Origin of the sequence: Chromobacterium sp. Beijing (assembly GCF_021496765.1) — a bacterium.
In the GTDB taxonomy this organism is placed as follows: domain Bacteria; phylum Pseudomonadota; class Gammaproteobacteria; order Burkholderiales; family Chromobacteriaceae; genus Chromobacterium.
The window spans coordinates 4700449-4725126 of the sequence record NZ_CP053750.1; the positions used below are offsets into that span (position 1 = coordinate 4700449).

Genomic DNA, 24678 nt, shown 5'->3' on the forward strand with positions numbered 1-24678 from the left:
CCCTGTGTTGTCATGGGTCGGGTAAAGAGCGGTCCGCAGCGCCGAAGCTTGATATGAGTTGTGAGCGAGGTGTCCGGCGAAGCGGTGGTATGTTTGCCTGGCCGCGGGTAGCGGGCAGGTTGCCGCATGGCGGCGAAGGCGGGAGCGTCCGATCGGAGGCGGGGCCGGGAGCCGCGCCGTTCGGGGTGGCCGGGCGGGCGGGAAAGGCCAGTGTAACCGATATCCGTGCAAGCGCCTCCCGCGCCTGGTCGTCATGACAGCCCGCTTTCCAACGGTATATTTCCCTCAAGGTGCAAACTTGGCGCTTGGCGGAGGTCTATCTCATTTTCCAAACCATCCGGAGGAGTAGGCCCCATGCTGCAGAATTACTTTCCCATCCTGTTATTCATCGTCGTCGGACTGCTGGTGGGCGTGGTGCCGCTGCTGATGGGCAAGTTGCTGGGGCCAAACCGGCCGGATCCGGAAAAGCTGTCGCCGTACGAGTGCGGCTTCGAGGCCTTCGAAGACGCGCGCATGCGCTTCGACGTCCGCTACTACCTGGTGGCCATCCTGTTCATCCTCTTCGATCTGGAAGTCGCTTTCATGATTCCCTGGGCGGTGACGCTGAAGGAGCTGGGCGGCTTCGGCCTGGGCGCGATGGCGGTGTTCCTGGGCGTGCTGGTCGTCGGCTTCATCTATGAATGGAAGAAGGGCGCTTTGCAGTGGGACTGACGATAGGCTGAGCCATCGCCCTCACCCGCGCCCGCTTTGCCGGCTCGGGTTTGTTTTTGGGGCGCGGCTCCGGAACCTGTTCAACGCCGTATCGCCGACGCGCAGCAGATCGTAAACAGGTTCTCAGGCCAAGGCGCGCCGGCCGGCGAGATAGCGACGCAACAAGGCCGCCGCCAGCCCGGCCCAGTACAGCCCCAGTCCCAGCGCGGCGGCGAACAGCGGCAGGCGATAGCCGCCGACGATCCAGGCCAGGCCGCAGCCGACCCAGACGCCGTGCAGGCCCAGCAGCCGGCGGTGGGAGGCCTCGCCCAGCAATTCATGGGTGGCCGGCAATTGCCGCCTGGGCAGGCCGCGCTGTTTCAGGTCCAGCCAGGCGAGGAAGGGCAGGATCTTGCCCTGCATGCTCAATACGGCCCCCAGGCCGAAGCCGCCCAGCCAGAGCCAGCCGGCCAGCATGGGCGGCGCTTCCGACAGCGGCAGCAGGCGCGCGGCGAGCGCGCAGGGCGCGGCCGCCGTCATCCAGATCAGGCTGGCCCGCCAGCCGCGGCGCAGGGGGTCGGCGCGGCGCTGGCTGCGCCGCAGCGCGTCCAATTGCCGCAGGCCCTGCCACAGCACGAACAGCGCCAAGGAGGCCAGCAGGCCGGAGACGACGGCGGGCGCGTCCCAGATCAGCGCGACGCCGCTCAGGCATAGCAGGCCGAACAACAACGTCTCCCGCGGCAGCCGCCCCGTCGCCGACGGCGGCGTGACCAGAAACATCGGGATCACCGTGCGCGCCACCGACAGCACTAGTAGCCACAGCCAACCCAGCGCCGCCCACAGCACATGGTTGTCCAGCAAGGGACCCAAGGGCAGCGCGACGCGGCCGCCCAGCAACAAGACCAGGGCCGCGCCAAGACAGGCGGCGACGGCCAGCGCGCACAGCGCCAGCCGCAGGCCCCGGCTGCCGGCGTCCCGCGCCGGGCTGCGCAGCAAGCCGCGCAGGCCGAACAGCGCCGGCGTCAGCAAGGCCGGCGTCAGCAGCGCGGCGCCCGCCTGCAGCCACAGCGGCGACAGACCCAGCTGGAAACCGGCCACCAGAAGCGCGCAGCCGGCCTGCAAGGGCAGAAAACAAGCCAGCAGCAGCCGGCGCGGATGCGGAATCGGCACCCCCGCCGTCACCGCCAACAACTGCCACAGGGACCCCAGCATCGCATTGCCCAGCACGCCCAGCGCCAGCGCGTGGGTCAGCGCCAGCACCTCGGGCAGAAAGCGCGAGGGCGCGCCGTCCGGCAGCGCCGCCAACAAGGTCGCCGTCGCCAGCAGCCAGCAGGGCGCGGCCAGCATATGGGCCAGCGGCAGCCACAGCGGCGGCGCCTGTTGGTAGTCCAGCCAGGCCTGGCTCATGGCCGGCTCAGAATCAGCACGACGCCGCCGTCTCCCGACAGTTCAAAGCGATACAGCAGGCCGGCTTTTTCCAGCATGGGCAGCAGCGGAGTGGGATGGTGGGGCAGCACCCAGGCGCGGCTGTCGCCGGGCCGCATTTGTTCGGCGGCGTCCAGAATGATCTCCATCGGCTCGGGCGGCGCCAGGTGGCGCAGGTCTTGCGGGGTCATGGCTGCGCGCCCTCCGCAATCAACTCCGCCATTTCCGGCAGCGCTTGCGCGCACATGGGGTAGAGCACGTTTTCTTCCTTCATATTGTGTTGCTGCATCAGGATGAGCAGGGTGTCGTTCAGGCCCAGGAAAGCTTGCAGATGCTGCGCGGCCAGCGCCTCGTCCATGTCCTCCAGCAAATCCCGCATGTCCTGATGCTCCATGCGCATGATGCGGGTCGGCCCCATGCTGCTGCCGCTGGCGGCTTCGAAAGCCGGGAACAGCGCGTCTTCTTCAACGGCGAAATGCGCTTCCATCTCCCGGCGGAAAGCCTGGAAATGGCTCAGGGCCAAGGCCCAGTCCTGCGCGCGGGCCGCGGTTTCGCAATCGGCGAAGCGCGCGTCGCAGGCGCGGTGTTGCTCAACAAGGGTGTCGATGGCGCTCATGGCGTGTACTCGTGGGATGGAGCGCGCAGTATGGCCGCGGCGGCGGGGGCGGCAGAATGACCGGGATCAAGGAATCCCAAACCATGGCCCAGCGCCGCGCGCAGCGCCGCCAGCTCCTGATGCAGACGCACCACGCCGCCTATGATCAACAGCGCCGGCGCGCGCAGCCGGTATTGCTCCGCCAGCCGGCCCAGCTCGGACAAGCGGCCGCAGACGCAGCGCTCGCCCGGCATACAGGCCTGCTCGACGATGGCCACCGGCGTGTCCGGCGCGCGGCCGTGGTTCAGCAACTGCTCGGCGATATGGGCGGCCTCGCCCAAGCCCATATAGACCACCACGGTTTCGTCCGGCCCGCTGTCCGCGGTCCAGGCCAGCGCCGACGCGCCTTCGCGGCGGTGACCGGTGACGAAGCGGCAGCCCTGGGCGTAGTCGCGGTGGGTCAGCGGCAGCGCCAGGCTGGCCGCCGCGCCCAGCGCCGCGCTGACGCCCGGCACCGCCTCGCAGCGGATGCCGGCCGCCAGCAGCGCGCGCATCTCCTCGCCGCCGCGGCCGAACATGAAGGGATCGCCGCCCTTCAGCCGCGCCACGCGCAGGCCCTGGCGCGCCAGCGCGATCATCAACTGGTTGATTTCGGCCTGCGGCAAGGTGTGGCGGCTGGCGCGCTTGCCGACGCAGACGCGCCGGGCGGAGGGCGGCGCCAATTGCAGGATCTCGGCGTCTATCAGGTGGTCGTACAGCACCGCGTCGGCCTGGGCCAGGCGCTGCGCGGCGCGCACGGTGAGCAGATCGGCGCAGCCGGGGCCGGCGCCCAAGAGCGCGACGCTGCCGGGCGGAAAGGGCGGGGCGGAGGCGCTCAGTCCGGCGCGGGGAAGAGGGGTGACGGGGCGGATCATGGCGGCCTCCTTGCGGTTGGCGATGACGGATGGCGCCAGTGTAGGAAGGCGGACGGCCGGAAATCGTTGATTCGAATCAATGCTCCCGGGATGCCCGAATCCGTACAGTTCGGCCCGAGTACCGCGCCGGCGGTGCAAGCATTCGAGGAGGACATGATGAGCGCGAGCTTCACCAAATCGACCGCCCGCAATATTTTTTACGGCGGCTCGGTTTTCTTTTTCCTGTTGTTCCTGGGGCTGACCCTGGACACCACCCTGGCCCTGCCCAGCCATAACGCCAAGGCCCAGCTCACCGAGCAGGCGGTGCGCGGCAAGAAGATCTGGGAGACGCGCAGTTGCGGCGGCTGCCACACCTTGCTGGGCGAGGGCGCTTACTTTGGGCCGGAGCTGGGCAACGTCTACGTGCGCCGCGGCCCGGAATTCATCAAGGGCTGGATGCAGGCGATGCCGACCAACGCGCCGGGCCGCCGCCAGATGCCGCAGTTCCATCTGAACCCGGCCGAGCTGGACGACCTGGTGGCCTTCCTGAAGTACGCGTCGCAGATCAACACCAATAACTGGCCGCCCAATATCGAGGGCTGATCCCGTCCCATCCCTTTATCTTTGGAGAACACAATGAGCAACGCTACCGTGGCCACGCCGCCGCGCGGCGCGACCGCAGCCGTCGCGCAGGTGCGCTACCGCTCGCAGGCCGTGGCCAAACCCTATTTCATCGCCGCCATCGGCCTGTTCATCGGCCAGATCGTGTTTGGCCTGATCATCGGCCTGCAATACGTGATCGGCGATTTCCTGTTTCCCGCCGTGCCCTTCGGCACCGCCCGCATGGTGCACACCAACCTGCTGATCGTCTGGCTGCTGTTCGGCTTCATGGGCGCCGGCTATTACCTGATCCCGGAGGAGAGCGAGCGCGAACTGCACAGCCCGCGGCTGGCCATCATCACCTTCTGGGTGTTCCTGGTGGCCGGCGCGCTGACCATACTCGGCTACCTGGGCCTGCCCTACCATGAACTGGCCCGGCTCACCGGCAACGATCTGCTGCCCACCATGGGCCGCGGTTATCTGGAACAGCCGCTGATCACCAAGGTGGGCATCGTGCTGGTGGCGCTGTCCTTCCTCTACAACCTGTCCATGACCCTGCTGGCCGGCCGCAAGACCAGCATCAGCATCGTGATGATGCTGGGCCTGTGGGGCCTGGCCGTGTTCTTCCTGTTCTCCTTCGTCAACCCGGACAACCTGGTGCTGGACAAGTACTACTGGTGGTGGGTGGTGCACCTGTGGGTGGAAGGCGTGTGGGAACTGATCATGGGCGCGATGCTGGCCTTCGTGCTGGTGAAAGTGACCGGGGTGGACCGCGAGGTGATCGAAAAATGGCTGTACCTGATCATCGCCATGACCCTGATCACCGGCATCATCGGCACCGGCCACCATTATTTCTGGATAGGCGTGCCGGCCTACTGGCAGCTGTGGGGCTCCATCTTCTCCGCGCTGGAGCCGGTGCCCTTCTTCATGATGACCCTGTTCGCCTTCAATATGGTCAAACGCCGCCGCCGCGAACACCCCAACCAGGCCGCCACCTTGTGGGCGCTGGGCACCGGAGTGATGTCCTTCCTCGGCGCCGGGGTGTGGGGCTTCATCGGCACGCTGTCGGTGGTCAACTACTACACCCACGGCACCCAGGTGACCGCCTCCCACGGCCACATGGCCTTCTACGGCGCTTACGTGATGGTGGTGCTGACCATGATCTCCTACACCATGCCGCTGCTGCGCGGCCGCGAGGCCAATTGCGCGCAGGCGCAGAAGGTGGAAAAAACCGCGTTCTGGGTGATGACCCTGTCCATCGTGGCCATCACCTTGTGCCTGACCGCCGCCGGCGCGGTCCAGGTGTGGTTGCAGCGCATGTCCGCCACGCCGCTGTCCTTCATGGAGACGCAGGAACGGATCATGCCCATCTACTGGGGGCGCTGGGTGTTCGGCATCAGCTTCTTCTGCGGGCTGGTGTTGTACGTGATCAGCTTCTTCGTTACCGGCAAGCGCGAGGATTGACGGTGGCGCAAGCAAGGACGGCGACACGGGAGGCCTTGGCATGGAGCTGAGCGCGCCGTCGGAGCGCCGCGTGCCGGGCGATCTGGCGATGTGGTGTTTCATCCTGGCCGAGCTGGCGGTGTTCGGCGTGTTCTTCCTGGCTTACGCCTGGGCCCGCCGGCAACAGCCGGCGTTGTTCGCGGCAGGGCAGGGCGAACTGGAGCTGGGCCTGCCCACGCTCAATACCCTGTTGCTGCTGGCCGGCAGCGCCGCCGTCCTGGCCGCGCTCAGCGCCTTCTCCGCCGACCGGCAGCGCGCCGGGCGGCGCTGGCTGGCGCTGACCTTGCTGGCCGGCGGCGGCTTTCTCGGTTTGAAAGGCTATGAGCTGGTGGGCAAGGCCTTGCAAGGGATTACCATGTCCAGCAACGACTTCTGGATGTTCTACCTGTCGTTGACGGTGTTTCACTTCCTGCATGTGGTGTTGGGCATGGTGATCGTGGCGGCGGTGTGGCGGCTGGCCCGCGACGGCCGTTACAAGCCGGGATCGATGGACGAGGTGGAAACCGCCGCCGCCTACTGGCATATGGTGGATCTGGTGTGGTTGCTGTTGTTCGCCCTGGTCTACGTGGCGAGATAGACGCCCGCGCAAAGCCTTATTTCGCATCAAGGCGGCCGCCGCGCCGCATCGGCATCATGCCCTCATGACTCATCCCACTCCTCTCGCGCAAACCGGTCTGTGGCTGTTGTTGTCCGGGCTGACCCTGCTGGCCGCCTGGCTGGCCGAAGGCGGCCGGCCGCCGCATCTGGCGCTGATCGCGCTGGGCCTGGCCTGGCTCAAGGGCGTGTTGCTGGTGGAGCGCTATATGGGCTTGCGCGCCTCGCCTCGCTGGCTGCGCGCGCTGGTGCAGGGCTGGCTGGCGCTGGTGTCGGCCGCGCTGCTGCTCAGCTTTATCTGAAGGAACGCCGATGAACGCGCCTGAACTCCTGACTATCCCCGTCCCCTTCTATCAGCCGCAAGGCGCCGAGTGCGAGCTGTTTGAAGCCGCCTGGCGTCAGCAATTGCCGGTGCTGATCAAGGGGCCCACCGGCTGCGGCAAGACCCGCTTCGTCGCCCATATGGCGGCGCGGCTCGGCCTGCCGCTGATCACCGTCTCCTGCCACGACGACCTGAGCGCCGCCGATCTGGTGGGCCGCCACCTGATCGCCGACGGCGCCACCGTCTGGTGCGACGGCCCGCTGACCCGCGCGGTGCGGATAGGCGGCATCTGCTACCTGGACGAAGTGGTGGAAGCGCGCAAAGACACCACCGTGGTGCTGCACCCGCTGACCGACGACCGCCGCATCCTGCCGGTGGAACGCACCGGGGAAGTGCTGCAAGCGCCGCCGGGCTTCATGCTGGTGGTGTCCTACAACCCCGGCTACCAACACGTGCTGAAAACGCTGAAGCCCAGCACCCGCCAGCGTTTTGTCGCCATGAGCTTCGATTTTCCGCCGCCGGAAGTGGAAATCGGCGTGCTGATGCTGGAAAGCGGGATAGGCGAAGCGCTGGCGCGCCAACTGGTGACGCTGGCCGGCCAGCTGCGGCGCTTGTCCGGCTACGACCTGGAAGAAGCCGCCAGCACGCGGCTACTGGTGTACGCCGCCAAACTGATCCAGGCGGGCCTGCCGCCCTGGCAAGCCTGCCGCACCGCGCTGGCGGAACCGCTGAGCGACGACGCCGACACCGTGGCGGCGCTGCTGGCGGTGATCCAGACCCAATTCCCCGGCTGAGCGGCATGGAAGACATTGTCGGCGGCTGGTGGGACAAACTGGCGCGGCGCGCGGCGCGGCGCGGCTTTCCGGAATACGCGGCGGAGCTGGCGCAGGTGACGGCGCAAGCGCCGCTGTTCTTCCGCGCGATGGGCGGCGACCCGGCGCTGGCGCTGCGCACCACCGTGGGCACCGAGCACGGCGCGCGCCGCGGCTGGCTGCAACGGCTGGCCGGCACCGGCGCGCGGATGGAGCTGGCCTGGCGGGACAGCCAGGCGCTCTATCTGCCCGAGCGCATCGATTGTTTTCCCAGCACTGACCTCAACCGCGACTGCTACTTTTGGCTGCTGGCCCAGGCCGCCTACGCCGCCGACAACGACGGCGACTGGCTGAGCCGCAACCGCTTGGCCGCGGCGCGCGCCTTGGCGGACATGCCGGGCCTGGCCGCCGTTTACCGCCGGCTGGCGGCGGCCGCGCTGGCGCAGCGGCCGAAGCCCTCCGGCCTGCCGCCGGCGGAAGCCGCGGTGGAGCGCGCGATCCAGGCGGCGCTGAGCCGGCCGGAGCAGGCGGTGACGCTGCCGCCGTTGAGCCGGCCGCCGCAGCCGGTGCCGCTGTGGCTGCATCCGGAACCGCCGCTGACGGAGGCCGAAGGGCAGGGCAGCCGCCACGCCGACGGCGAACGCGGCGGCGGCAAGGACGCCCAGCGCCAGCGCCGCCGCTACCGCGCCCGGCGCATGGAACAGGACCAGCGCAAGAACGGCATGCTGATGGTGTTCCGCGCGGAAAGCCTGTTCACCTGGGACGAATACGTCAAAGTCAACCGCCACAACGACGACGACGATGACGGCAACGGTGAAATCGCCGCCGAAGACATGAACCGGCTGACCCTGGGCCAGGACGCCCATACCCGCGGCAGCCGGCTGCGCTTCGATCTGGACCTGCCGGCCGCCGCCTACGACGACACCCCGCTGGGGCCGGGCATCAAGCTGCCGGAATGGCACTGGAAGCGGCAATGCCTGGTGGAGGACCACTGCCTATTGCGGCCGATGCTGCCGCGCGACGCCGCGCCGGCGCCGTTGCCGGAACGCTTGCAGCCGCTGGCGCGCCGGCTGCGGCGGCAATTCCAGGCGCTGGCGCCGGAGCGCCGCCGGCGCAGCGGCGAAACCGCCGGGCCGGACATAGATCTAGACCGGCTGATCCGCTTCCTTGCGGAACGGCGCGGCGGCGCGGCGCTGAGCGAACCGGCGCTGTACCAAGACTGGCCGCCGGGCGAGCGCAGCCTGGCCTGCCTGACCCTGGCCGACCTGTCGCTGTCCACCGAAAGCTGGCTGGGCGAAACCGGCCGGGTGATCGACGTGATCCGCGACAGCCTGCTGCTGTTCGCCGAGGCTTTGAGCGCCAGCGGCGACGACTTCGGCCTGTACGGCTTTTCCTCGCTGCGGCGGCAGGAAGTGCGCTTGCAGATCCTCAAAGACTTTGCCGACCGTTACGACGACGCCGCTCGCGGCCGCATCCTCGCCATCCGGCCCGGCTACTACACCCGCATGGGCGCGGCCATCCGCCAGTGCACCCGCATCCTGAGCGAGCGGCCGGCGCAGCGCCGTTTGTTGTTGCTGATCTCGGACGGCAAGCCCAACGATCTGGACCACTACGAAGGCCGCTACGGCATAGAGGACACGCGCCAGGCGGTGCTGGAAGCCCGCCGCGCCGGCCTGACGCCGTTCTGCGTGACCATAGACCGGGAGGCGGGCGACTACCTGCCGCATTTGTTCGGCCGCAATGGTTATGCGCTGGTGAGGCAGGCGGAGAGGTTGCCGCAGGCGTTGACCAGGCTGTATGCCAGTCTGACGACGTGAGATTGGGGCGAATCAACTTTTTGTATCCGCTGCGCGGATGATGATTTTCATTGCCGGGGCTGCCCGGCGGGCAGGAAGGGGAATTTGCGCGGCCAAATTCCCTATCACTGAGCGAATCAAAGATTCGCACGTAGACACCCCAAAGGCCGCCCTGCAAGCCTGGCCTACGGCTTCCCGCCGGTTCCCGTCAGGCCCGAGGCGCGGCTGAACTCGCGATTTGCTAACGTCAAATCGCTCAAACAGGGCAGCCGCTTAAGACCTCGGGCCTGCCACCCGACGGCAGGCTTGAAGGGAGCGGGGGTAGCGTCGCATACCTGCTTGCTTCGTTGATGACACGCAAAGTCCTAAAAGTGGCGAACTGGCATAGTTGAGCAAGTAATCAAGGAGTTCCATGGCCAAAAAATTCCCGCTGCACCCCGCCCACCCCGAACGCATCTGCTGGGGCTGCGACCTCTATTGCCCCGCCAACTCCCTGCAATGCGGCAACGGCTCCAGCCGCACCCAACATCCGGCGGAAGTGCTGGGCGACGACTGGTATCAATACGGCGACTGGGGCCTGGAGGATTCCCCGGTCACGGGACAGGACGGCTCCGGCAAGCGTTGATTCGAATCAAGGCTGTCCATATGCGTCCGGGATGATCATGCTCGCAAAAGGGTTATTCCTAACGCTGGAGCGCTACCATGAAGTCTCCGAAGCAGTCCCTGTTCACCAAGAGCGTCTTGCTCGCCCTGTTGCCGCTGGCCGCGGCCCCCGTCTGGGCGGACACCGCCGCCCCGCCCGCCGGCGAGGCGATGCACCAGAACGCCAACGCCAAAGCCCCGCCGATGACCGAGGCGGAATTCACCCGCGGCAAGCAAATCTACTTCGAACGCTGCGCCGGCTGTCACGGCGTGCTGCGCAAAGGCGCCACCGGCAAGGCGCTGACGCCGGACATCACCCTGGCGCGCGGCACCGAATACCTGAAAACCTTCATCAAATACGGCTCCCCGGCCGGCATGCCCAACTGGGGCACCTCCGGCGAATTCAACGATCAGCAAGTGGACCTGATGGCGCGCTACGTGCAGCAAGAGCCGCCCACCCCGCCGGAGTTCGGCATGCAGGACATGCTGGCCACCTGGAAAGTGCAAGTGCCGGTGGACAAGCGTCCGCGGCGCAAGGAGAACCAGCTGGACATCTCCAACCTGTTCTCCGTCACCCTGCGCGACGCCGGCGAAATCGCGCTGATCGACGGCCACAGCAAACAGATCGTCAGCGTGATCAAGACCGGCTACGCCGTGCACATCTCCCGGCTGTCCAAATCCGGCCGCTACCTGTACGTGATCGGCCGCGACGGCAAGATCAATCTGGTGGATCTGTGGATGGCCAAGCCGGACAGCGTGGCGGAAATCCGCATCGGCCTGGAAGCGCGCTCGGTGGAAACCTCCAAATACCGCGGCTACGACGACAAGCTGGCCGTGGCCGGCGCTTACTGGCCGCCGCAATACGTGATCATGGACGGGGCCAGCCTCAAGCCGCTGAAAATCGTCGGCACCCGCGGCATGACGGTGGACAACGAATACCACCCGGAACCGCGCGTGGCCTCCATCGTGGCCAGCCATTACAAACCGGAGTTCGTGGTCAACGCCAAGGAAACCGGCAAGATCATGATGGTGGACTACTCGGACCTGGCCAACCTCAAGACCACCACCATAGACGCCGCCAAATTCCTGCACGACGGCGGCTTCGACGCCAGCGGCCGCTACTTCATGGTAGCCGCCAACGCTTCCAATAAAGTGGCGGTGGTGGACACCAAGCTGGACAAGCTGGCGGCGCTGGTGGACGTGGGCAAAACCCCGCACCCCGGCCGCGGCGCCAACTTCACCGATCCGCAATACGGGCCGGTCTGGGCCACCAGCCACCTGGGAGACGACAGCATCAGCCTGGTGGGCACCGATCCGGAAAAACACAAGGCCCAGGCCTGGAAAGTGGTACGCACGCTCAAAGGGCAGGGCGGCGGCTCGCTCTTCATCAAGACCCATCCGCAATCCGCCAATCTGTGGGTGGACACCGTGTTCAACCCGGACGCCAAGCTCAGCCAGAGCGTGGCGGTGTTCGACATCAAGCACCTGGACAAGGGCTTCTCCATGCTGCCGATCGGCGAATGGTCTGGCCTGAGCGACGGCGCCAAACGCGTGTTGCAGCCGGAATTCAACAAGGCCGGTGATGAAGTCTGGTTCTCGGTCTGGAGCGCCAAGGACAAGCAATCCGCCATCGTGGTGGTGGACGACAAAACCCGCAAGCTCAAGGCCGTGATCAAGGACCCGCGCCTGGTCACCCCCACCGGCAAATTCAACGTCTACAACACCCAGCACGACATCTACTGACCCCGCCAGCACGCCTGCCGGGCCAGCCCCGGCGGGCGGAGGAGAACGCAATGAAAACAAGCCTGATCCTGGCCTGCGCCGCCCTGGCGCTGCATGCGCTGCCGGCCGCGGCCGCCGCGCCGGAAACGCTGCTCAAGCAGCACAACTGCCTGGCCTGCCATGCGCTGGACGCCAAGCTGGTGGGGCCGTCCTACCAACAGGTGGCCGCCAAGTACAAGGGGCAGGACGCCGCCCTCAAGCTGATGGACAAGGTGAAAAAGGGCGGCTCCGGCAGCTTCGGCCCGGTGCCGATGTCGCCCAACCCGCAAGTGCCGGACGCCGAACTCAAGGCCATGGTGCAATGGATCCTGAACCGCTGATCCGCGGCGCGGCGGCGGTCTTGCTGCTGCTCTGCGGCGCCGCCGTCGCCGCGCCGGCGGCCCCCGCGCCGGAGCGGGCGGCCCAGCTGCGCCACCTGGCGCGTCAGGACTGCGGCGCCTGCCACGGCCTGAGCCTGCGCGGCGGCCTGGGCAGCCCGCTGACGCCGGAGGCGCTCAAGGACAAACCGGACGCCGGCCTGGCCGCCGTGATCCTGGCCGGCCGGCCCGGCACCCCGATGCCGCCTTGGCGGCCTTTTCTGACGGAAGAAGAAGCGATATGGCTGGTTTACTGGTTAAAGCAGGGCGCGCCGCCCTGATCCCGGCCTTGGCCGCGCTGCTGGGCGGCTGCGCCGCGCCGCGCGGCACCGGCGATCTGGGCGTGGTGATAGAACGCGCCAGCGGCAGCGTGCAAGTGGTGGACAATACCCGCGCGGAAAGCCTGGGCCGGGTGGAAGGGCTGGGCGATCTGTCCCACGCCTCGGTGGTGTTCTCGCGCGACGCGCGTTACGCCTACGTGTTTGGCCGCGACGGCGCCATCAGCAAGGTGGATCTGCTGCGCCGGCGGCTGGAACGACGGGTGGTGCAGGCCGGCAACAGCATAGGCGGCGCCATCTCCTCGGACGGCCGCGTGCTGGCCGCGCAAAACTACCAGCCGGGCGGCGTGCGCCTGTTCGACGCCGCCACGCTGGCGCCGCTGGCCTCGGTGCCCGCCGCGCCGGGCGCGGACGGCAAGCCCTCGCGCGTGGTGGGTCTGGCGGACCTGCCGGGCCGGCGCTTTGTTTACGCGCTGTTCGACGCCGACGAAATCAATGTGCTGGACGCCGCGGACCCGGCTCAGCCGAAACTGACCCGCTACCGCGACGCCGGCAAGCGCCCCTACGACGGCCTGGCCAGCATGGACGGCCGCTACTTTGTGGCCGGGCTGTACGGCGAAGACGGCCTGTCCCTGCTGGACACCTGGCGGCCGGAGCAAGGCGTGCGCCGCATCCTGGCCGGCTACGGCCGCGGCCAACAGCCGCTGCCGGTGTACAAGATGCCGCATCTGCGCGGCTGGGCGCTGGCCGGCGATTACGCCTTCCTGCCCGCCATCGGCCGCCACGAAGTGCTGCTGGCGGACAACCGCAGCTGGGCGCAACAGGCCGCCGTCCCGGTGCTGGGCCAGCCGGTGTTCGTGATGGCGGAACCGTCCGGCCGGCGGGTCTGGGTCAATTTCGCCTTCCCGGACAATGACAAGGTGCAAGTCATCGACGTGCCCACGCGCAGCGTGATCGCTACCCTGAAGCCGGGCAAGGCCATCCTGCACATGGAGTTCACCCCGCGCGGCGACGCGGTGTGGTTGTCCAGCCGCGACGAGGACAAGCTGGTGGTGGTGGACACCGCCAGCCTCAAAGTGCTGCGCGAACTGCCGGCGCAGAGCCCGTCCGGCATCTTCTTCAGCTGGCGCGCCAGCCGCATCGGGATGTAGCCATGCTTATTTCAGACGCCGATCCGGCCCTGCTGCGGCTGATCAACGGCAGCCAGCGCGGCTTTCCGCTGCTGCCGCGCCCCTTCGCCGCGCTCGCCGCCGGCATGGAGGAGGGCTGGAGCGAAGCCCGGCTGCTGGCCGCGCTGCAAGACGCCCAGGCGGCCGGCCTGCTGGCCCGCGTCGGCGCGGTGTTCGCGCCCAACACTGTGGGCAACAGCACCCTGGCCGCGATGGCGGCGCCGGCGGAGCGGCTGGAAGAAGTGGCCGCCTTCGTCAGCCGCCAGCGCGAGGTCAACCACAACTACCGGCGGGACCATCATTACAATCTGTGGTTCGTCGTCGCCGCCGCCTCATCGGCCGGCGTGGCCGCGGCGCTGAGCCGCATCCGCCTGGCCACCGGCATCCCGCCGCTGGACCTGCCGCTGCTGCGGGAATACCACATCGACCTGGGCTTTTCCTTCCTGGCGGAGTCCGCCGCGGCGGCGGAAGCGCCGGCGGCGGCGGAGGACCCCGGCCTGTCCGCCGGCCAGCGCCAGCGGCTGCTGGCGGCGTTGTCGCCGGGCCTGCCGCTGACCCCGCGGCCTTATCAAGCGCTGGGCGCGCAATGCGCGCTGAGCGAGGCCCAGACCCTGGCGCAAATCGCCCACTGGCGGCAGCAAGGCGTCATCCGCCGCTTCGGCATGGTGGTGCGCCACCAGGAACTGGGCTACCGCGCCAACGCCATGTGGGTGTGGCGGATAGACGACGACGCCGAACGCGAGCGCGTGGCGCTGGCGCTGGCGGCGGAGCCGGCCGTCACCCTGTGCTACGAACGTCCGCCGCGTCCGCCGGACTGGCCCTACCAACTGTTCACCATGGTCCACGCCCGCGACGCGCAGAGCCTGGACGCCGCGCTGGCGGACATCCGCCGCCGGCACGGCCTGGAACGGCTGCCGCAGGCGGTGCTGCGCTCCACCCGGCGCTACAAACAAACCGGAGCCTGTTATGGATACGCCTGAAGCGCTGGCAATGCTGGACACGCTGGACGCCTTGGACGCGCGGCTGATAGACCGGCTGCAAGGCGGTTTCCCGCTGGTGTCGCGCCCCTACGCGGCGGCCGGGCGCAGCCTGGGGCTGGGCGAAGACGGCCTGATCCGGCGCTTGCGCCAACTGTTGCACGCCGGCGTGCTCAGCCGCTTTGGGCCGATGTACCAGATAGAACGCCTGGGCGGCCGCTTTGTGCTGGCCGCCTTGGCCGCGCCGGAAGCGCGCTTCGACGAAGTGGCCGCCGCCGTCAACGCGCTGCCGGCGGTGGCGCACAACTACCGCCGCGAACACCGGCTCAATATGTGGTTCGTGTTGGCCGCGGACAGCGCCGCCGCCATCGACGCCGCCCGGCGCGGCATCGAACTGGTGACCGGCCTGGAAGTGAACCTGTTTCCCAAAGAGCGGGAATACTTTGTGGGCATGCGTTTTCAGGTGGGCGGCGCGGCCCCGGTGGGCGCGGCCGCCGGCGCGCGGCGCACGGGGGAACCGGTCGCGCTGAGCGAAGACGACCGTAAGCTGATCCGCGCCACCCAGGCCGGCCTGCCGCTGTGCCGGCAGCCCTACCGCGACATTGCGCGGCGGCTGGGCTGGGCGGAGGCCGAAGTGACGGCGCGGCTGGCGCGCTGGCTGGAGCAGGGCGTGGTGCGCCGCATCGGCGCGGTGCCCAACCATTACGCCATTGGCTACCGGGCCAACGGCATGGCGGTGTTCGACGTGGCCGACGAGCAAGTGGACGCGCTGGGCGCGCAACTGGGCGGCCTGGACGCGGTCAGCCATTGCTACCGCCGTCCGCGCCGGCCGGGCTGGCCATACAACCTGTTCGCCATGCTGCACGGCAGCGAGCGGCCGGCGGTGCTGGCCGCGGTGGACGACGCGCGCACCTTGCTGGGCGAAGCCTGCCGCGGCCACGAGGTGCTGTTTTCCAGCCGGATTTTGAAGAAAACGGGCTTGAGGCTTTGAGAACGTATTTACGATCTCGCGAGCTAGGGCGAGACAAGGCAAAACGGCTGAGAAAGCGGAATGTACGCGTGGTACATGAGCATTTCGAAGCCGTTTTCAACGCTGTATCGCCGACGCGTAGCAGATCGTAAACAGGTTCTGAGGCGCTGCGGATTCCATTGACCCGCATCAAGGAGCCGCCGCCGCCCCCGGCCGCACACTGAGCCATCTTCCCGCGACGGAGCCGGCCATGTTGCGACTGACCCAATACCTGCGCCTGCTGCGCGAACCGGCGGCGGTTCCGCCGCCAGGGCGCGCCATGCCCGCCGGACCGCAAGCCCCGGTGGTGATCTGGAACCTGATCCGCCGCTGCAACCTCACCTGCCAGCACTGCTACTCCACCTCCGCCAACCGCGACTTCGCCGGCGAACTGAGCACCGACGAAGCCTATGCGGTGCTGGACGATCTCCACGCCTACGGCGTGCGCGTGCTGATCCTGTCCGGCGGCGAACCGCTGCTGCGGCCGGACCTGCCGGCCATCGCCCGGCGCGCCAAGGCGCTGGGCTTCTATATCGGCCTGTCCAGCAACGGCACCCTGATGGACCCAGACCAGGTCGCCGTCTTGGCCGACATCGGTTTTGATTATGTGGGCGTCAGCCTGGACGGCATCGGCGCCACCCACGACCGCTTCCGGCGGCTGGACGGCGGTTTTGAACTGGCGCTGCGCGGCCTGCGGCTGGCGCGCGACGCCGGCCTCAAAGTGGGCATCCGCTACACCATGACCGAAGACAACGCCGCGGACCTGCCTGCGCTGCTGCAACTGATGGCGGACGAAGACATCGACAAGTTCTACTTCTCCCACCTCAACTACGCCGGACGCGGCAACAAGCACCGCGCGGACGACGCCCGCCACGCCCGCAGCCGCTGGGCGCTGGAGCTGCTGATCCAGCAAGCGCTGGCCCAGCTGGACGCCGGCCGGCCGCGGGACTTCGTCACCGGCAACAACGACGCGGACGGCGTCTACCTGCTGCACTGGGCGCGCCGGCATTATCCGGAGCGCGCCGACACCCTGCTGCGGGCGCTGCGGCGCTGGGGCGGCAACGCCAGCGGCGTCCACATCGCCAATATCGACAACCTGGGCAACGTCCACCCGGACACCATGTGGTGGAAAGTGACGCTGGGCAATGTGCGGGAACGGCCGTTTTCCGCGATATGGCAACAGCCGCAACATCCGCTGATGAGCGGCCTGCGCCAATCCCCGCGCCCGGTGGCCGGCCGTTGCGGCGCTTGCGGCCACCTGGACATCTGCAACGGCAACACCCGGGTGCGCGCCTGGGAACTGAGCGGAGACTTCTGGGCGGCGGACCCGGCCTGTTATCTGAGCGATGCGGAAATCGGCGTGGAGCCGGGCCGCCACGCGCGGCCGGAGCTGACGCCGTGGAGCCGGGCGGCCCAACATTGAGGCGAGCGCCGTAGAGCCTGTTTACGATCTCTTTGAGAGGGATGATGGTTCAAAGCGTCGAATACGCGGTTTCCCACCTATCCATGCAACGCTTCAACATATTGAAGCTGCCGGCGAGATTTTTCTAAGAACGTGTTTACGATCTCGCGAGCAAGTGCGAGACAAGGCGAAAACGATCGAAAAAGCGGAATGTACGAGTGGTACATGAGCATTTTGAGGGCGTACTCACCGTGTAACGCTCCACGACGCGCAGCAGATCGTAAACAGGTTCTAATCACATCGAACTAGGCCGCTGCTGCCAATGGCCCATGGCCCTTGGCGGAGCGCGCTTTTATAGTGTAAGCCTCCGCCATTATCGAGCCACACCGTCATGAGCCATCTGGACATTCCATCCTTCCTGCGCCACCAGCCGCTGTTCCAGCAATTGTCCCCGGAACAGATCCAGGCGCTGGTGCCGCACACCCAAGAACTGCGCGGCCTCAAGGGCCAGGTGATTTTCCAGAAGGGCGACCCCTGCGACGGCATGTTCCTGGTGGTGTACGGCCGGGTGAAGCTGGCGTTGTCCTCGGCGCAGGGCAGTGAAAAAGTGATGGAAATCATCCACCCCGGCCAAAGCTTTGCCGAGGCGGTGATGTTCCTGGGCCGGCCCTGCCCGGTGATGGCCCAGTTCCTGGAAGACGGCATGCTGCTCAAGGTGGAAGCGGCCGGCATCCTGCAAGCGATAGACCACGACCCGGCCTTCGCCCGGCGCTTGCTGGCCGGCCTGTCGCTGCGCCTGCACGGTCTGGTGCGGGACGTGGAGCGCTACTCCATAGAAAGCTCTTTGCAGCGGGTGATTGGCTATCTGCTGCAACACCTCCCGGAAGACGGCGGCAGCCTCACGCCGCAGGTCTCGCTGCCGGTGAATAAAAGCCTGATCGCCTCCCGGCTGAACCTGACCCCGGAAACCTTCTCGCGCATGCTGCACCAGTTGATCGAGGCGGAGCTGATCAAGGTGGACGGACGCGACATCACGCTGGTGGATGTGGACAAGCTGAAGGCCTTTGGCAGCTGCGCCTAAAACGCCCCACGCCCCCAACCGTAGAGTGGGGGCGCGCAGCGATACCCACGCGGAAACGGGTGCAACGCCATAAGCCGCCGGACAGCCGCCTGTTTGGTGGGTATCGCCTGACGGCTCCACCCACCCTACCCAAACGCGGCTCCAAGCGCGGCTCCAAGCGCGGCCCCAACATGGTTCCAACCGTAGGGTGGGAGGAGCGCAGCGATACCCACGCGGAAACGGGTGCAACGCCACAGGCCGCCGGACAGCCGCCTGTTTGGTGGGTATCGCCTGACGGCTCCACCCACCCTACCCAACGCGGCCCCAACGCGGCTCTAACCGTAGGGTGGGAGGAGCGCAGCGATACCCACGCGGAAACGGATTCAACGCCATAAGCCGCCGGACAGCCGCCTGTTTGGTGGGTATCGCCTGACGGCTCCACCCACCCTACCCAAACGCGGCCCCAAACGCGGCTCCAACCGTAGGGTGGGAGGAGCGAAGCGATACCCACGCGGAAACGGATTCAACGCCATAAGCCGCCGGATAGCCGCCTATTGGTGGGTATCGCCTGACGGCTCCACACACCCTGCCCAAACGTGGCCCCAACGCGGCTCCAACCGTAGGGTGGGAGGAGCGCAGCGATACCCACGCGGCAACGGGTGCGACGCCACAGGCCGCCGGATAGCCGCCGATTTGGTGGGTATCGCCTGACGGCTCCACCCACCCTACCCAAACGCGGCCCCAACGCGGTTCCAACCGTAGGGTGGGAGGAGCGCAGCGATACCCACGCGGCAACGGGTGCGACGCCATAAGCCGCCGGACAGCCGCCTGTTTGGTGGGTATCGCCTGACGGTTCCACCCTGCCTACCCAAGCGCGGCCCCAACGCGGCTTTAACCGTAGGGTGGGTGGAGCGCAGCGATACCCACGCGGAAACGGATTCAACGCCACAGGCTGCCGGACAGCCGCCGATTTGGTGGGTATCGCCTGAGGGCTCCACCCACCCTACCCAACGCGGCCCCAACACGGCTCCAACCGTAGGGTGGGAGGAGCGCAGCGATACCCACACGGAAACGGTTTGACGCTATAAGCCGCCGGACAACCGCCTATTTGGTGGGTATCGCCTGACGGCTCCACCCACCCTACCCAGACGCGGCTCCAAACACGTCCCCAACCGTAGGGTGGGAGGAGCGCAGCGATACCCACGCGGCAACGGGTGCGACGCCACAGGCCGCCGGACAGCCGCCTGTTTGGTGGGTATCGCCTGACGGCTCCACCCACCCTACCCAAACGCGGCTCCAAACACGGCTCCACCGTAGGGTGGGAGGAGCGCAGCGATACCCACGCGGAAACGGATTCAACGCCACAGGCCGCCGGACAGCCGCCTGTTTGGTGGGTATCGCCTGACGGCTCCACCCACCCTACCCAAACGCGGCTCCAAACACGGCCTCAACCGTAGGGTGGGAGGAGCGTAGCGATACCCACGCGGAAACGAGTTCGACGCCATACCGCCGGACAGCCGGCTACGGCGTCCCCCACATGGTGCGTTGCCTTTGGACGGCCAAAGGCTCCGGCATTGGCGCGCCCACCAAGGCCTGGCGGGCGGTGACCATATTGCTGAAGCCCGCCAGCCGATAACACTGCCGCACACAGGTGTCGCGGTTGGTCCACTTGCCGGACGCCCACATCCGCAACAAGGCGGTACGGGCTGGCTCGTGCTCGCCGCGCCATTGGTCCCAAAGCTCAAAACCCACCTGCGCCCGCCTGATCTCCAGATGAATGCTGGCGGTGTCGGCCGGATGGTCCGGGTGCTCGTCCGTCAACGCAATGGCCCCGATGCGCTCTTCATAGGCGGAGATCAAACTGGCGGCGTGTTTGAGGACGTCGTGGTGCTGGATCAGCAGCCTCATCATGACAATGCTCTCCTTGGCCGCCATCACAACACTCCGTTGACGTGCTCCAGACCGCGTTGCAAACGCTGCTGTATCGGTTCCAGCAAGGCCAGCGCCTCCTCGCTGCTGAACAGCAAGGGCTCGTCGCGGCGTTCCAGCAAGGTCAGCAGCGCCAACAGCCCGGTGTGGGCGGCGCGGATGTCCATCACCCCGCTCAGCAGGGCGGAGTCCAGCTGGATATAGCAATCGTTCAATTGGCGGCCCAGATCGCCCAGCAGCAGCACATTGCCGGCGGCGGCGGGCAAGCGCTGAGCACAGGAACGCAGTTGCTCCATTACCGGCGCGGCGGCGGGTTCGGGGCGTTCTCCTGCGCCATGGGGGTAGGCGGGAGGGGGCATTGCGGGGGGAAAGGTAGAGAAGGTCATCACGGTCTCCATGTCATCTTTGGAAACCTGCCCAGGCGAGGCTAGGGCAGGCACATGACAAGGTGGTAAAACCGGCTGACTTTCCAGTGACCGGCAGTCCAGAGGACTCCCTGCCACGGCCCGCCCCGAATGGGTACGGCGTGGCAACAGACGTAACAGTGCCAAAGCGGACTGTCGTGTCTGCGGGAAAGTCAGTTTTTGGGTTTACCAGCCCTGCGCCGTGTGATTGAGCACGACGCGGGACCAAGCCTAAACAGGCAGGGAGGGGGCGTCAAGGGTGGGTGCTATCTTGTTGTTGGAGGAAAGTTAAGTAGTGGCAGTTTTTGTGATGCTTACATTAGATAGGCAATCCTAACGTAGAGAAAGCACATCTTCATAAAGTCGTCTGAGGTGGACATCGGACATATCCAGGATAGGCTCGTACATGAATGAATTAAGATGGATGTTTTCAGGGGTCATAAGAGTGACGCGTTGAAGTACTTTTATACTTTTGGCATCGCCAAATTGGGTGCGGTAGCGTTTTAATAAAGCAGGGGTTTGGTTGCTGTGAATGGTTTTTTGCCACTCTGGGTCATTTATTTTTTCTGTCATGAATTTTTCGGCATGTAAGCGAGTTGCAATTGCAAGTATCACTTTGTTCTCAAAGTTGATGCCATCCGCGGCATGGATGCACGAATTGGCCTCTGTGTTAATAAGGTCGATAACTAGATCTGTTTTGTTGGGAGACTCACCTGTCGTCGAGAATAGTCTAGAGTAAATTTCGTCTAGTGTAGCGACGGTGATTTTGTCGGAGTCAGCCTTCCAGTGTAGGAGTGATGTAAGTTTTATAAAATCTGTGGCATTGTCTTCTTTAAGATATTCTATGAGGTTTCTCATAAATGGAATGCAGCATATTTTCATTTTTCTGTTTTTAAAAAACTCTTTTTTCCATAGATTTAAAAATATATTTTTTACTCCAACAGCCTCTTGAAAAGTGACTCCCTGCTCCGTTTTTGAAACCATAAAACAGTTGTTGCGTTGAACAAGCTTGCGGCTTTCTATTGTTCTGTAGAAATCAAAATTATGTGTAAGAATAAGTAGCTTAAAGCACGGGTCTTCTGAAAGGTCGCTGAGGTATTGCACAATGGCATATTTGTTTTTGTAGTCAAAAGAGTCGGCAATATCGTCAACGATCACTAACGTTTCTCTGTTCTGTTGACGTCGTACTTCGATATCGAAAAGCATATTTAAAATGTAGAATGCCTTCTTTTCACCAGTGCTGAGTGTTTGAAGTAGGGAATCTCGATCAACTGGATGCTCATCTTCTCCATCTTTAAAGACAAAGTGGAGGCGTGGAGCAGTTTCTTTTCCTAGGATTACTTGCAATTTGTTTTCTACTTCTAATCGGAATGGGACTACGAATCGATCGTTGAAAATGTTAATAACGTTTTGCCATGTAGTTTCTTCTCGGAAGGCTTGTTCTTCAATTTCTTGGATGCGGGAGGCCGCGTGCTGCATTTTTTCGACTAGCGTTTGAAATAGCTCGTAGTTAGCTTTGATATATGATTTCCAGAGTTTCTCTTTGAAATGTGCTATGTTCGATAGCTCAGGCAATATGCTTTCGTTGTTTTGCAAAAATGTTTCAAATTCTCTGAGTGTTACATTTTTCTGTATTTGTTTTTCTAGGGTGTAGTATTTTTTTCTTAGTTCTACATCGTTTGTAATGTTGTCCTTCTCTTGATTTATTAGGTTTTCTAGTTGGGATTCAGAAGTTATTTCTATTTTTTCATCCGCATTTAGATTGACAGTATGCTTTGCTTTAAAGAACCCATTGTCTTTTAGCTGTTTTGCTACATTGGTGGCATTGTAATAATTGAATGTACCTTTTTTGAAATATTTTGATTTTTCAAGTAGTTCTCCATATTTTTTAACATAATCGTTGATTGCGTCTCTGAATTCACTAGTTTCGAGAAAATTTTGTACTTTTTCATCCATGACCACGTCGTATGGTACTGTAGAGAAAGGTGCATCTGTTTGTTTGGCTAATTCATCATTGATTTTTTTGAGTGCAAGATCGAATTGGTTGTTGGATGCTGTGAATGTTATAGATATTTCCTGTTCTATATCTTGTTTGGTGTTTGTTTGAGATTTTAATGCTTTGAGTAGTAAAGTTTTGGCTGTATTAATATCCGTGTGCAATGTGGAATATTCTTCACGTAATGCTTGATTTACCAATAATGTGGCGGTGTCCCCATTCTGTTGAATAGGGTCTTCGAAGGGTCGAAGAACTAAAATGCTGCTGGCATCTATTTCTGAGTCTGTTTCGTCTCTGACCTCTCGATGTGTTGTCCTACTCTGAAATATACGGTCTTTTGAATTTAGTCCATCGGCAATGTCTTGAAAGGTGTTTGCTAATGAGCTTTTCATTGCACCATTTGGCGCGTAGATGGCAACAACAGATGACTGGCTGTAGTCTAGGGATGCATTTAACTGGCGAATGCCATAGCAATTAATGAGAGACAGTTTGAGATTTTGCATAGTGAGGATGCTAGCCTTAAACGGTTTACGATAGTCTGAATGGGAATGATCTATCGATTTCTAGCTTGCTCAACTTGATTTTTAAATATGGAGAATTACGTAGGGTACGAAATTTCCATCAATTGGATGTTCTAGTGTTGTTAGATCTTTGTTCAGTCAAACTTGAGTAGGGCCCAAATCATCCTCATGGGTAATGAAAGCCCCTCACCCCGCCCCCTCCACCCGATTCCGCCCATTCGCCTTGGCCCGATACAAAGCCTCGTCCGCACGCTGGACAATGGTTTCGTGGGTGGCGTCGTCGTCGCGCGCGGTGGCCGCGCCTATGCTGACGGTGACGACGCCGGCCACGGTGTCGGAGGCGGCGGACACCGCGGCGCGCACCCGTTCGGCCAGCACCAGCGCGCCTTCGGCGTCGGTGTCCGGCAGCAGGAGCAGGAACTCCTCGCCGCCGTAGCGGGCGGTGAGGTCCGTGGCGCGGGCCGCGCCGTTCAGGGCGGCGGCGATTTGTTGCAGCACTTGGTCGCCCACCGCGTGGCCGTGGTTGTCGTTGACGCGTTTGAAGTGGTCGGCGTCCAGCAGCAGCACGGAGTAGGGCGCGCGGCTGCGGTGATAGCGCTGGTATTCCGCCGTCAGCCATTCCGTGGCGGCCATGCGGTTGCCCAGGCCGGTCAGCGCGTCGTGGCGCGCCATTTGTTCCAGTTGCGCCGCTCTTTCCTCCAATTGGCGTTTGGCTTGGCTCAGCGCTTCCGTGCGTTCTTCCACTTTTTGTTCCAGGCCGGCGTTGGCGGCGGCCAGCTCGCCGCGGCGCGCCAGCAGGGCGGCAGTCATCTGTCGCATGGCCTGGGCCAGTTGTTGCAGTTCGCGGGCGCCGCTGCGCAAGCTCCAGTCCGCTTCTTCGTCGCCGGCGCTGACGCGCTGGGCGGTGCGGGCCAGGGTTTCCAGCGGGCGGCTGAAGGCGGCGGCCAGCCGGTAGACCACGATCATCAGCAGCAGGGTGATGATCAAGCCGGGCAGGGTCAGCGCGGAGCGCAGCCGGCTGAGGGCGGCGAAGGCTTGCGGCGGCGGCTGGCGGACGATGACGCGCCAGCCGGGGCCGGGGGCGTCGTCTATTGCGGCGTCGGCGTAGAGGTAGGTTTCGCCATCCGCCCAGTCGCCTTGTTGGTAGCCGGGGCCGCTCAGCGGCGCGGGCATGTCCGCCTGGTCCGGCGCGCCGGGCGGGAACAGCGGGGTGTTGTTCTGGTTGACGATGAAGACTTGCGGCGCGTCCCCGGCGCTGCCGCGCGGCAGGCGTTCGGCGATCAGCGTCGCCACCCAGGCCCAGGCGCTTTGGGCGGCCAGCGCGCCGCGCAGCTTGCCGGCCTCGTCATGCAGCGGGGCGGCGAATTCAATGCGGGGAGACGGCGCTTTGCCGCTGGCGGAGACGATGCGGCCGTCCGGCGCGATCACGCCCAGCCAGGCGTAGTCCGGGTTGTGCAGCCTGATGTGTTCCAGGCCGCCGCGCAGCGCCGGGCTGTCCAGCGGGGCGCTGAGGAAGACGGGGGTTTGGGTGTGCAGGGCGAGTTCTCGCCGCCGTTGGCTGAGGCCGGCGGCCAGGGATTTGGCGATGCCGCGCGCGGTGGCCTGCAAGGCTTCGCCCTTGTCTTGCAGCAGGCCCTGGTTCAGTTGCGGTTCCAGCGCGGTGTCCAGCAGGGAGGCGAGCAGGAACAGGCCGCCGAACAGCAGGCTGAGCCGCAGCCGGAAACTGCGTGGCGAGAGCTGGGAGAGAAGCTTCATCTTGGTGCGGCCAATGGGGTGGTACAGCTTTATGTTTGTATCCACGGGCGCGGGATTGCAAGGCGGGAGGCGGGGTAAAAAGAGCGCGGCCAGCGTGGGCCGCGCGAAAGGAGGGGATGGGGGTGTGCGGTAAACGGCGCTGAGAACCTGTTTACGATCTGCTGCGCG

Annotated in this window: 24 protein-coding genes; 16 read left to right on the forward strand and 8 right to left on the reverse strand. The window is 64.7% G+C overall.

The window, feature by feature from the left end; all coding sequences use genetic code 11:
- The first annotated feature begins 354 nt into the window (after nt 1-354).
- A complete protein-coding gene (locus HQN78_RS21950; protein ID WP_019103334.1) occupies nt 355-711 on the forward strand; it encodes an NADH-quinone oxidoreductase subunit A in 357 nt (118 codons plus the stop codon).
- 123 nt (nt 712-834) lie between these two features.
- Here HQN78_RS21950 and HQN78_RS21955 read toward each other — a convergent pair whose 3' ends face one another.
- Genes HQN78_RS21955 through cobA form a run of 4 tightly spaced genes read right to left on the reverse strand, consistent with a single transcriptional unit; the run spans nt 835 to nt 3624 of the window.
- Nucleotides 835-2097 (reverse strand): hypothetical protein, encoded by a 1263-nt coding sequence (locus HQN78_RS21955; RefSeq protein ID WP_235086259.1) that lies wholly within the window; start codon nt 2095-2097, stop codon nt 835-837.
- Entirely contained in the window at nt 2094-2306 is a 213-nt protein-coding gene (locus HQN78_RS21960) for a DUF2249 domain-containing protein (RefSeq protein ID WP_048414059.1), read from the reverse strand. Before HQN78_RS21960 ends, HQN78_RS21955 begins: the two co-directional genes overlap by 4 nt.
- Nucleotides 2303-2731: a hemerythrin domain-containing protein gene (locus HQN78_RS21965; RefSeq protein WP_048409437.1), complete on the reverse strand. Its 429-nt coding sequence runs from the start codon at nt 2729-2731 to the stop codon at nt 2303-2305. The genes HQN78_RS21960 and HQN78_RS21965 overlap by 4 nt, the downstream gene beginning before the upstream one ends.
- Nucleotides 2728-3624 carry a uroporphyrinogen-III C-methyltransferase gene (cobA, locus tag HQN78_RS21970; RefSeq protein ID WP_235086261.1) on the reverse strand — a complete coding sequence of 299 codons (897 nt, stop codon included), beginning with the start codon at nt 3622-3624 and terminating at the stop codon, nt 2728-2730. Before cobA ends, HQN78_RS21965 begins: the two co-directional genes overlap by 4 nt.
- A 90-nt stretch (nt 3625-3714) precedes the next feature.
- Here cobA and HQN78_RS21975 point away from each other — a divergent pair, with 90 nt between their 5' ends.
- The 15 genes from HQN78_RS21975 (at nt 3715) to HQN78_RS22045 (ending at nt 17926) form a co-directional block, all read left to right on the forward strand.
- The gene (locus tag HQN78_RS21975; RefSeq protein WP_269473792.1) at nt 3715-4206 is read left to right on the forward strand and encodes a cytochrome c; all 492 of its coding nucleotides are present in this window, start codon (nt 3715-3717) and stop codon (nt 4204-4206) included.
- 33 nt (nt 4207-4239) lie between these two features.
- A complete protein-coding gene (locus HQN78_RS21980; RefSeq protein WP_227105255.1) occupies nt 4240-5667 on the forward strand; it encodes a cbb3-type cytochrome c oxidase subunit I in 1428 nt (475 codons plus the stop codon).
- A 40-nt stretch (nt 5668-5707) separates the two neighbouring features.
- Complete coding sequence (locus HQN78_RS21985) at nt 5708-6283, forward strand: cytochrome c oxidase subunit 3 (RefSeq protein WP_107800716.1); 576 nt, start codon at nt 5708-5710, stop codon at nt 6281-6283.
- A gap of 64 nt (nt 6284-6347) precedes the next feature.
- Nucleotides 6348-6602, forward strand: coding sequence for a cytochrome C oxidase subunit IV family protein (locus tag HQN78_RS21990; protein WP_235086264.1), 255 nt, complete (start codon nt 6348-6350; stop codon nt 6600-6602).
- Between the two features lie 10 nt (nt 6603-6612).
- A complete protein-coding gene (locus HQN78_RS21995) occupies nt 6613-7416 on the forward strand; it encodes a CbbQ/NirQ/NorQ/GpvN family protein (protein ID WP_107800714.1) in 804 nt (267 codons plus the stop codon).
- Nucleotides 7417-7421: 5 nt separating this feature from the next.
- Nucleotides 7422-9251, forward strand: coding sequence for a nitric oxide reductase activation protein NorD (locus HQN78_RS22000; protein ID WP_235086267.1), 1830 nt, complete (start codon nt 7422-7424; stop codon nt 9249-9251).
- 391 nt (nt 9252-9642) lie between these two features.
- Nucleotides 9643-9855 (forward strand): DUF3079 domain-containing protein, encoded by a 213-nt coding sequence (locus HQN78_RS22005; RefSeq protein WP_048410854.1) that lies wholly within the window; start codon nt 9643-9645, stop codon nt 9853-9855.
- Nucleotides 9856-9932: 77 nt separating this feature from the next.
- Complete coding sequence (locus HQN78_RS22010; RefSeq protein ID WP_107800711.1) at nt 9933-11615, forward strand: nitrite reductase; 1683 nt, start codon at nt 9933-9935, stop codon at nt 11613-11615.
- Nucleotides 11616-11665: 50 nt separating this feature from the next.
- Entirely contained in the window at nt 11666-11974 is a 309-nt protein-coding gene (locus HQN78_RS22015) for a c-type cytochrome (RefSeq protein ID WP_235086270.1), read from the forward strand.
- Nucleotides 11956-12291: a cytochrome c gene (locus HQN78_RS22020; protein WP_235086272.1), complete on the forward strand. Its 336-nt coding sequence runs from the start codon at nt 11956-11958 to the stop codon at nt 12289-12291. Before HQN78_RS22015 ends, HQN78_RS22020 begins: the two co-directional genes overlap by 19 nt.
- The gene (locus HQN78_RS22025; RefSeq protein WP_235086275.1) at nt 12252-13439 is read left to right on the forward strand and encodes a cytochrome D1 domain-containing protein; all 1188 of its coding nucleotides are present in this window, start codon (nt 12252-12254) and stop codon (nt 13437-13439) included. Before HQN78_RS22020 ends, HQN78_RS22025 begins: the two co-directional genes overlap by 40 nt.
- A gap of 2 nt (nt 13440-13441) precedes the next feature.
- Nucleotides 13442-14437: an Lrp/AsnC family transcriptional regulator gene (locus tag HQN78_RS22030; RefSeq protein WP_235086278.1), complete on the forward strand. Its 996-nt coding sequence runs from the start codon at nt 13442-13444 to the stop codon at nt 14435-14437.
- Nucleotides 14424-15425, forward strand: a complete 1002-nt coding sequence (locus HQN78_RS22035; protein WP_235086280.1) for an Lrp/AsnC family transcriptional regulator — start codon at nt 14424-14426, stop codon at nt 15423-15425. The genes HQN78_RS22030 and HQN78_RS22035 overlap by 14 nt, the downstream gene beginning before the upstream one ends.
- A gap of 229 nt (nt 15426-15654) precedes the next feature.
- Nucleotides 15655-16866, forward strand: coding sequence for a heme d1 biosynthesis radical SAM protein NirJ (gene nirJ, locus HQN78_RS22040; protein WP_235086282.1), 1212 nt, complete (start codon nt 15655-15657; stop codon nt 16864-16866).
- A 370-nt stretch (nt 16867-17236) separates the two neighbouring features.
- Nucleotides 17237-17926 (forward strand): Crp/Fnr family transcriptional regulator, encoded by a 690-nt coding sequence (locus tag HQN78_RS22045; RefSeq protein ID WP_107800705.1) that lies wholly within the window; start codon nt 17237-17239, stop codon nt 17924-17926.
- 1500 nt (nt 17927-19426) lie between these two features.
- On the opposite strand, the gene HQN78_RS22050 is transcribed toward HQN78_RS22045, so the two are convergent.
- From HQN78_RS22050 to HQN78_RS22065, 4 genes are all read right to left on the reverse strand, one after another.
- Nucleotides 19427-19816, reverse strand: coding sequence for a hypothetical protein (locus tag HQN78_RS22050; RefSeq protein ID WP_235086285.1), 390 nt, complete (start codon nt 19814-19816; stop codon nt 19427-19429).
- Between the two features lie 23 nt (nt 19817-19839).
- Complete coding sequence (locus tag HQN78_RS22055) at nt 19840-20220, reverse strand: hypothetical protein (protein WP_235086287.1); 381 nt, start codon at nt 20218-20220, stop codon at nt 19840-19842.
- Nucleotides 20221-20571: 351 nt separating this feature from the next.
- Nucleotides 20572-22737 (reverse strand): hypothetical protein, encoded by a 2166-nt coding sequence (locus HQN78_RS22060; RefSeq protein WP_235086289.1) that lies wholly within the window; start codon nt 22735-22737, stop codon nt 20572-20574.
- 204 nt (nt 22738-22941) lie between these two features.
- A complete protein-coding gene (locus HQN78_RS22065) occupies nt 22942-24555 on the reverse strand; it encodes a sensor domain-containing diguanylate cyclase (RefSeq protein ID WP_235086291.1) in 1614 nt (537 codons plus the stop codon).
- Nucleotides 24556-24678 lie beyond the last annotated feature (123 nt).

Bases quoted from the DNA above. Each gene is read 5' to 3' on its own strand.
- HQN78_RS21985 (WP_107800716.1), top strand. From the start codon at position 5,708: ATGGAGCTGAGCGCGCCGTCGGAGCGCCGCGTGCCGGGCGATCTGGCG.
- cobA (WP_235086261.1), bottom strand. From the start codon at position 3,624: ATGATCCGCCCCGTCACCCCTCTTCCCCGCGCCGGACTGAGCGCCTCC.
- HQN78_RS21995 (WP_107800714.1), top strand. From the start codon at position 6,613: ATGAACGCGCCTGAACTCCTGACTATCCCCGTCCCCTTCTATCAGCCG.
- HQN78_RS21975 (WP_269473792.1), top strand. From the start codon at position 3,715: ATGCCCGAATCCGTACAGTTCGGCCCGAGTACCGCGCCGGCGGTGCAA.
- HQN78_RS21965 (WP_048409437.1), bottom strand. From the start codon at position 2,731: ATGAGCGCCATCGACACCCTTGTTGAGCAACACCGCGCCTGCGACGCG.
- HQN78_RS22010 (WP_107800711.1), top strand. From the start codon at position 9,933: ATGAAGTCTCCGAAGCAGTCCCTGTTCACCAAGAGCGTCTTGCTCGCC.
- HQN78_RS22030 (WP_235086278.1), top strand. From the start codon at position 13,442: ATGCTTATTTCAGACGCCGATCCGGCCCTGCTGCGGCTGATCAACGGC.
- HQN78_RS22055 (WP_235086287.1), bottom strand. From the start codon at position 20,220: ATGACCTTCTCTACCTTTCCCCCCGCAATGCCCCCTCCCGCCTACCCC.
- HQN78_RS22045 (WP_107800705.1), top strand. From the start codon at position 17,237: ATGAGCCATCTGGACATTCCATCCTTCCTGCGCCACCAGCCGCTGTTC.
- HQN78_RS22000 (WP_235086267.1), top strand. From the start codon at position 7,422: ATGGAAGACATTGTCGGCGGCTGGTGGGACAAACTGGCGCGGCGCGCG.
- HQN78_RS22050 (WP_235086285.1), bottom strand. From the start codon at position 19,816: ATGATGAGGCTGCTGATCCAGCACCACGACGTCCTCAAACACGCCGCC.
- HQN78_RS21980 (WP_227105255.1), top strand. From the start codon at position 4,240: ATGAGCAACGCTACCGTGGCCACGCCGCCGCGCGGCGCGACCGCAGCC.
- HQN78_RS22035 (WP_235086280.1), top strand. From the start codon at position 14,424: ATGGATACGCCTGAAGCGCTGGCAATGCTGGACACGCTGGACGCCTTG.
- HQN78_RS22020 (WP_235086272.1), top strand. From the start codon at position 11,956: ATGGATCCTGAACCGCTGATCCGCGGCGCGGCGGCGGTCTTGCTGCTG.
- nirJ (WP_235086282.1), top strand. From the start codon at position 15,655: ATGTTGCGACTGACCCAATACCTGCGCCTGCTGCGCGAACCGGCGGCG.
- HQN78_RS21955 (WP_235086259.1), bottom strand. From the start codon at position 2,097: ATGAGCCAGGCCTGGCTGGACTACCAACAGGCGCCGCCGCTGTGGCTG.
- HQN78_RS22005 (WP_048410854.1), top strand. From the start codon at position 9,643: ATGGCCAAAAAATTCCCGCTGCACCCCGCCCACCCCGAACGCATCTGC.
- HQN78_RS21960 (WP_048414059.1), bottom strand. From the start codon at position 2,306: ATGACCCCGCAAGACCTGCGCCACCTGGCGCCGCCCGAGCCGATGGAG.
- HQN78_RS22025 (WP_235086275.1), top strand. From the start codon at position 12,252: ATGGCTGGTTTACTGGTTAAAGCAGGGCGCGCCGCCCTGATCCCGGCC.
- HQN78_RS22015 (WP_235086270.1), top strand. From the start codon at position 11,666: ATGAAAACAAGCCTGATCCTGGCCTGCGCCGCCCTGGCGCTGCATGCG.
- HQN78_RS21990 (WP_235086264.1), top strand. From the start codon at position 6,348: ATGACTCATCCCACTCCTCTCGCGCAAACCGGTCTGTGGCTGTTGTTG.
- HQN78_RS21950 (WP_019103334.1), top strand. From the start codon at position 355: ATGCTGCAGAATTACTTTCCCATCCTGTTATTCATCGTCGTCGGACTG.
- HQN78_RS22060 (WP_235086289.1), bottom strand. From the start codon at position 22,737: ATGCAAAATCTCAAACTGTCTCTCATTAATTGCTATGGCATTCGCCAG.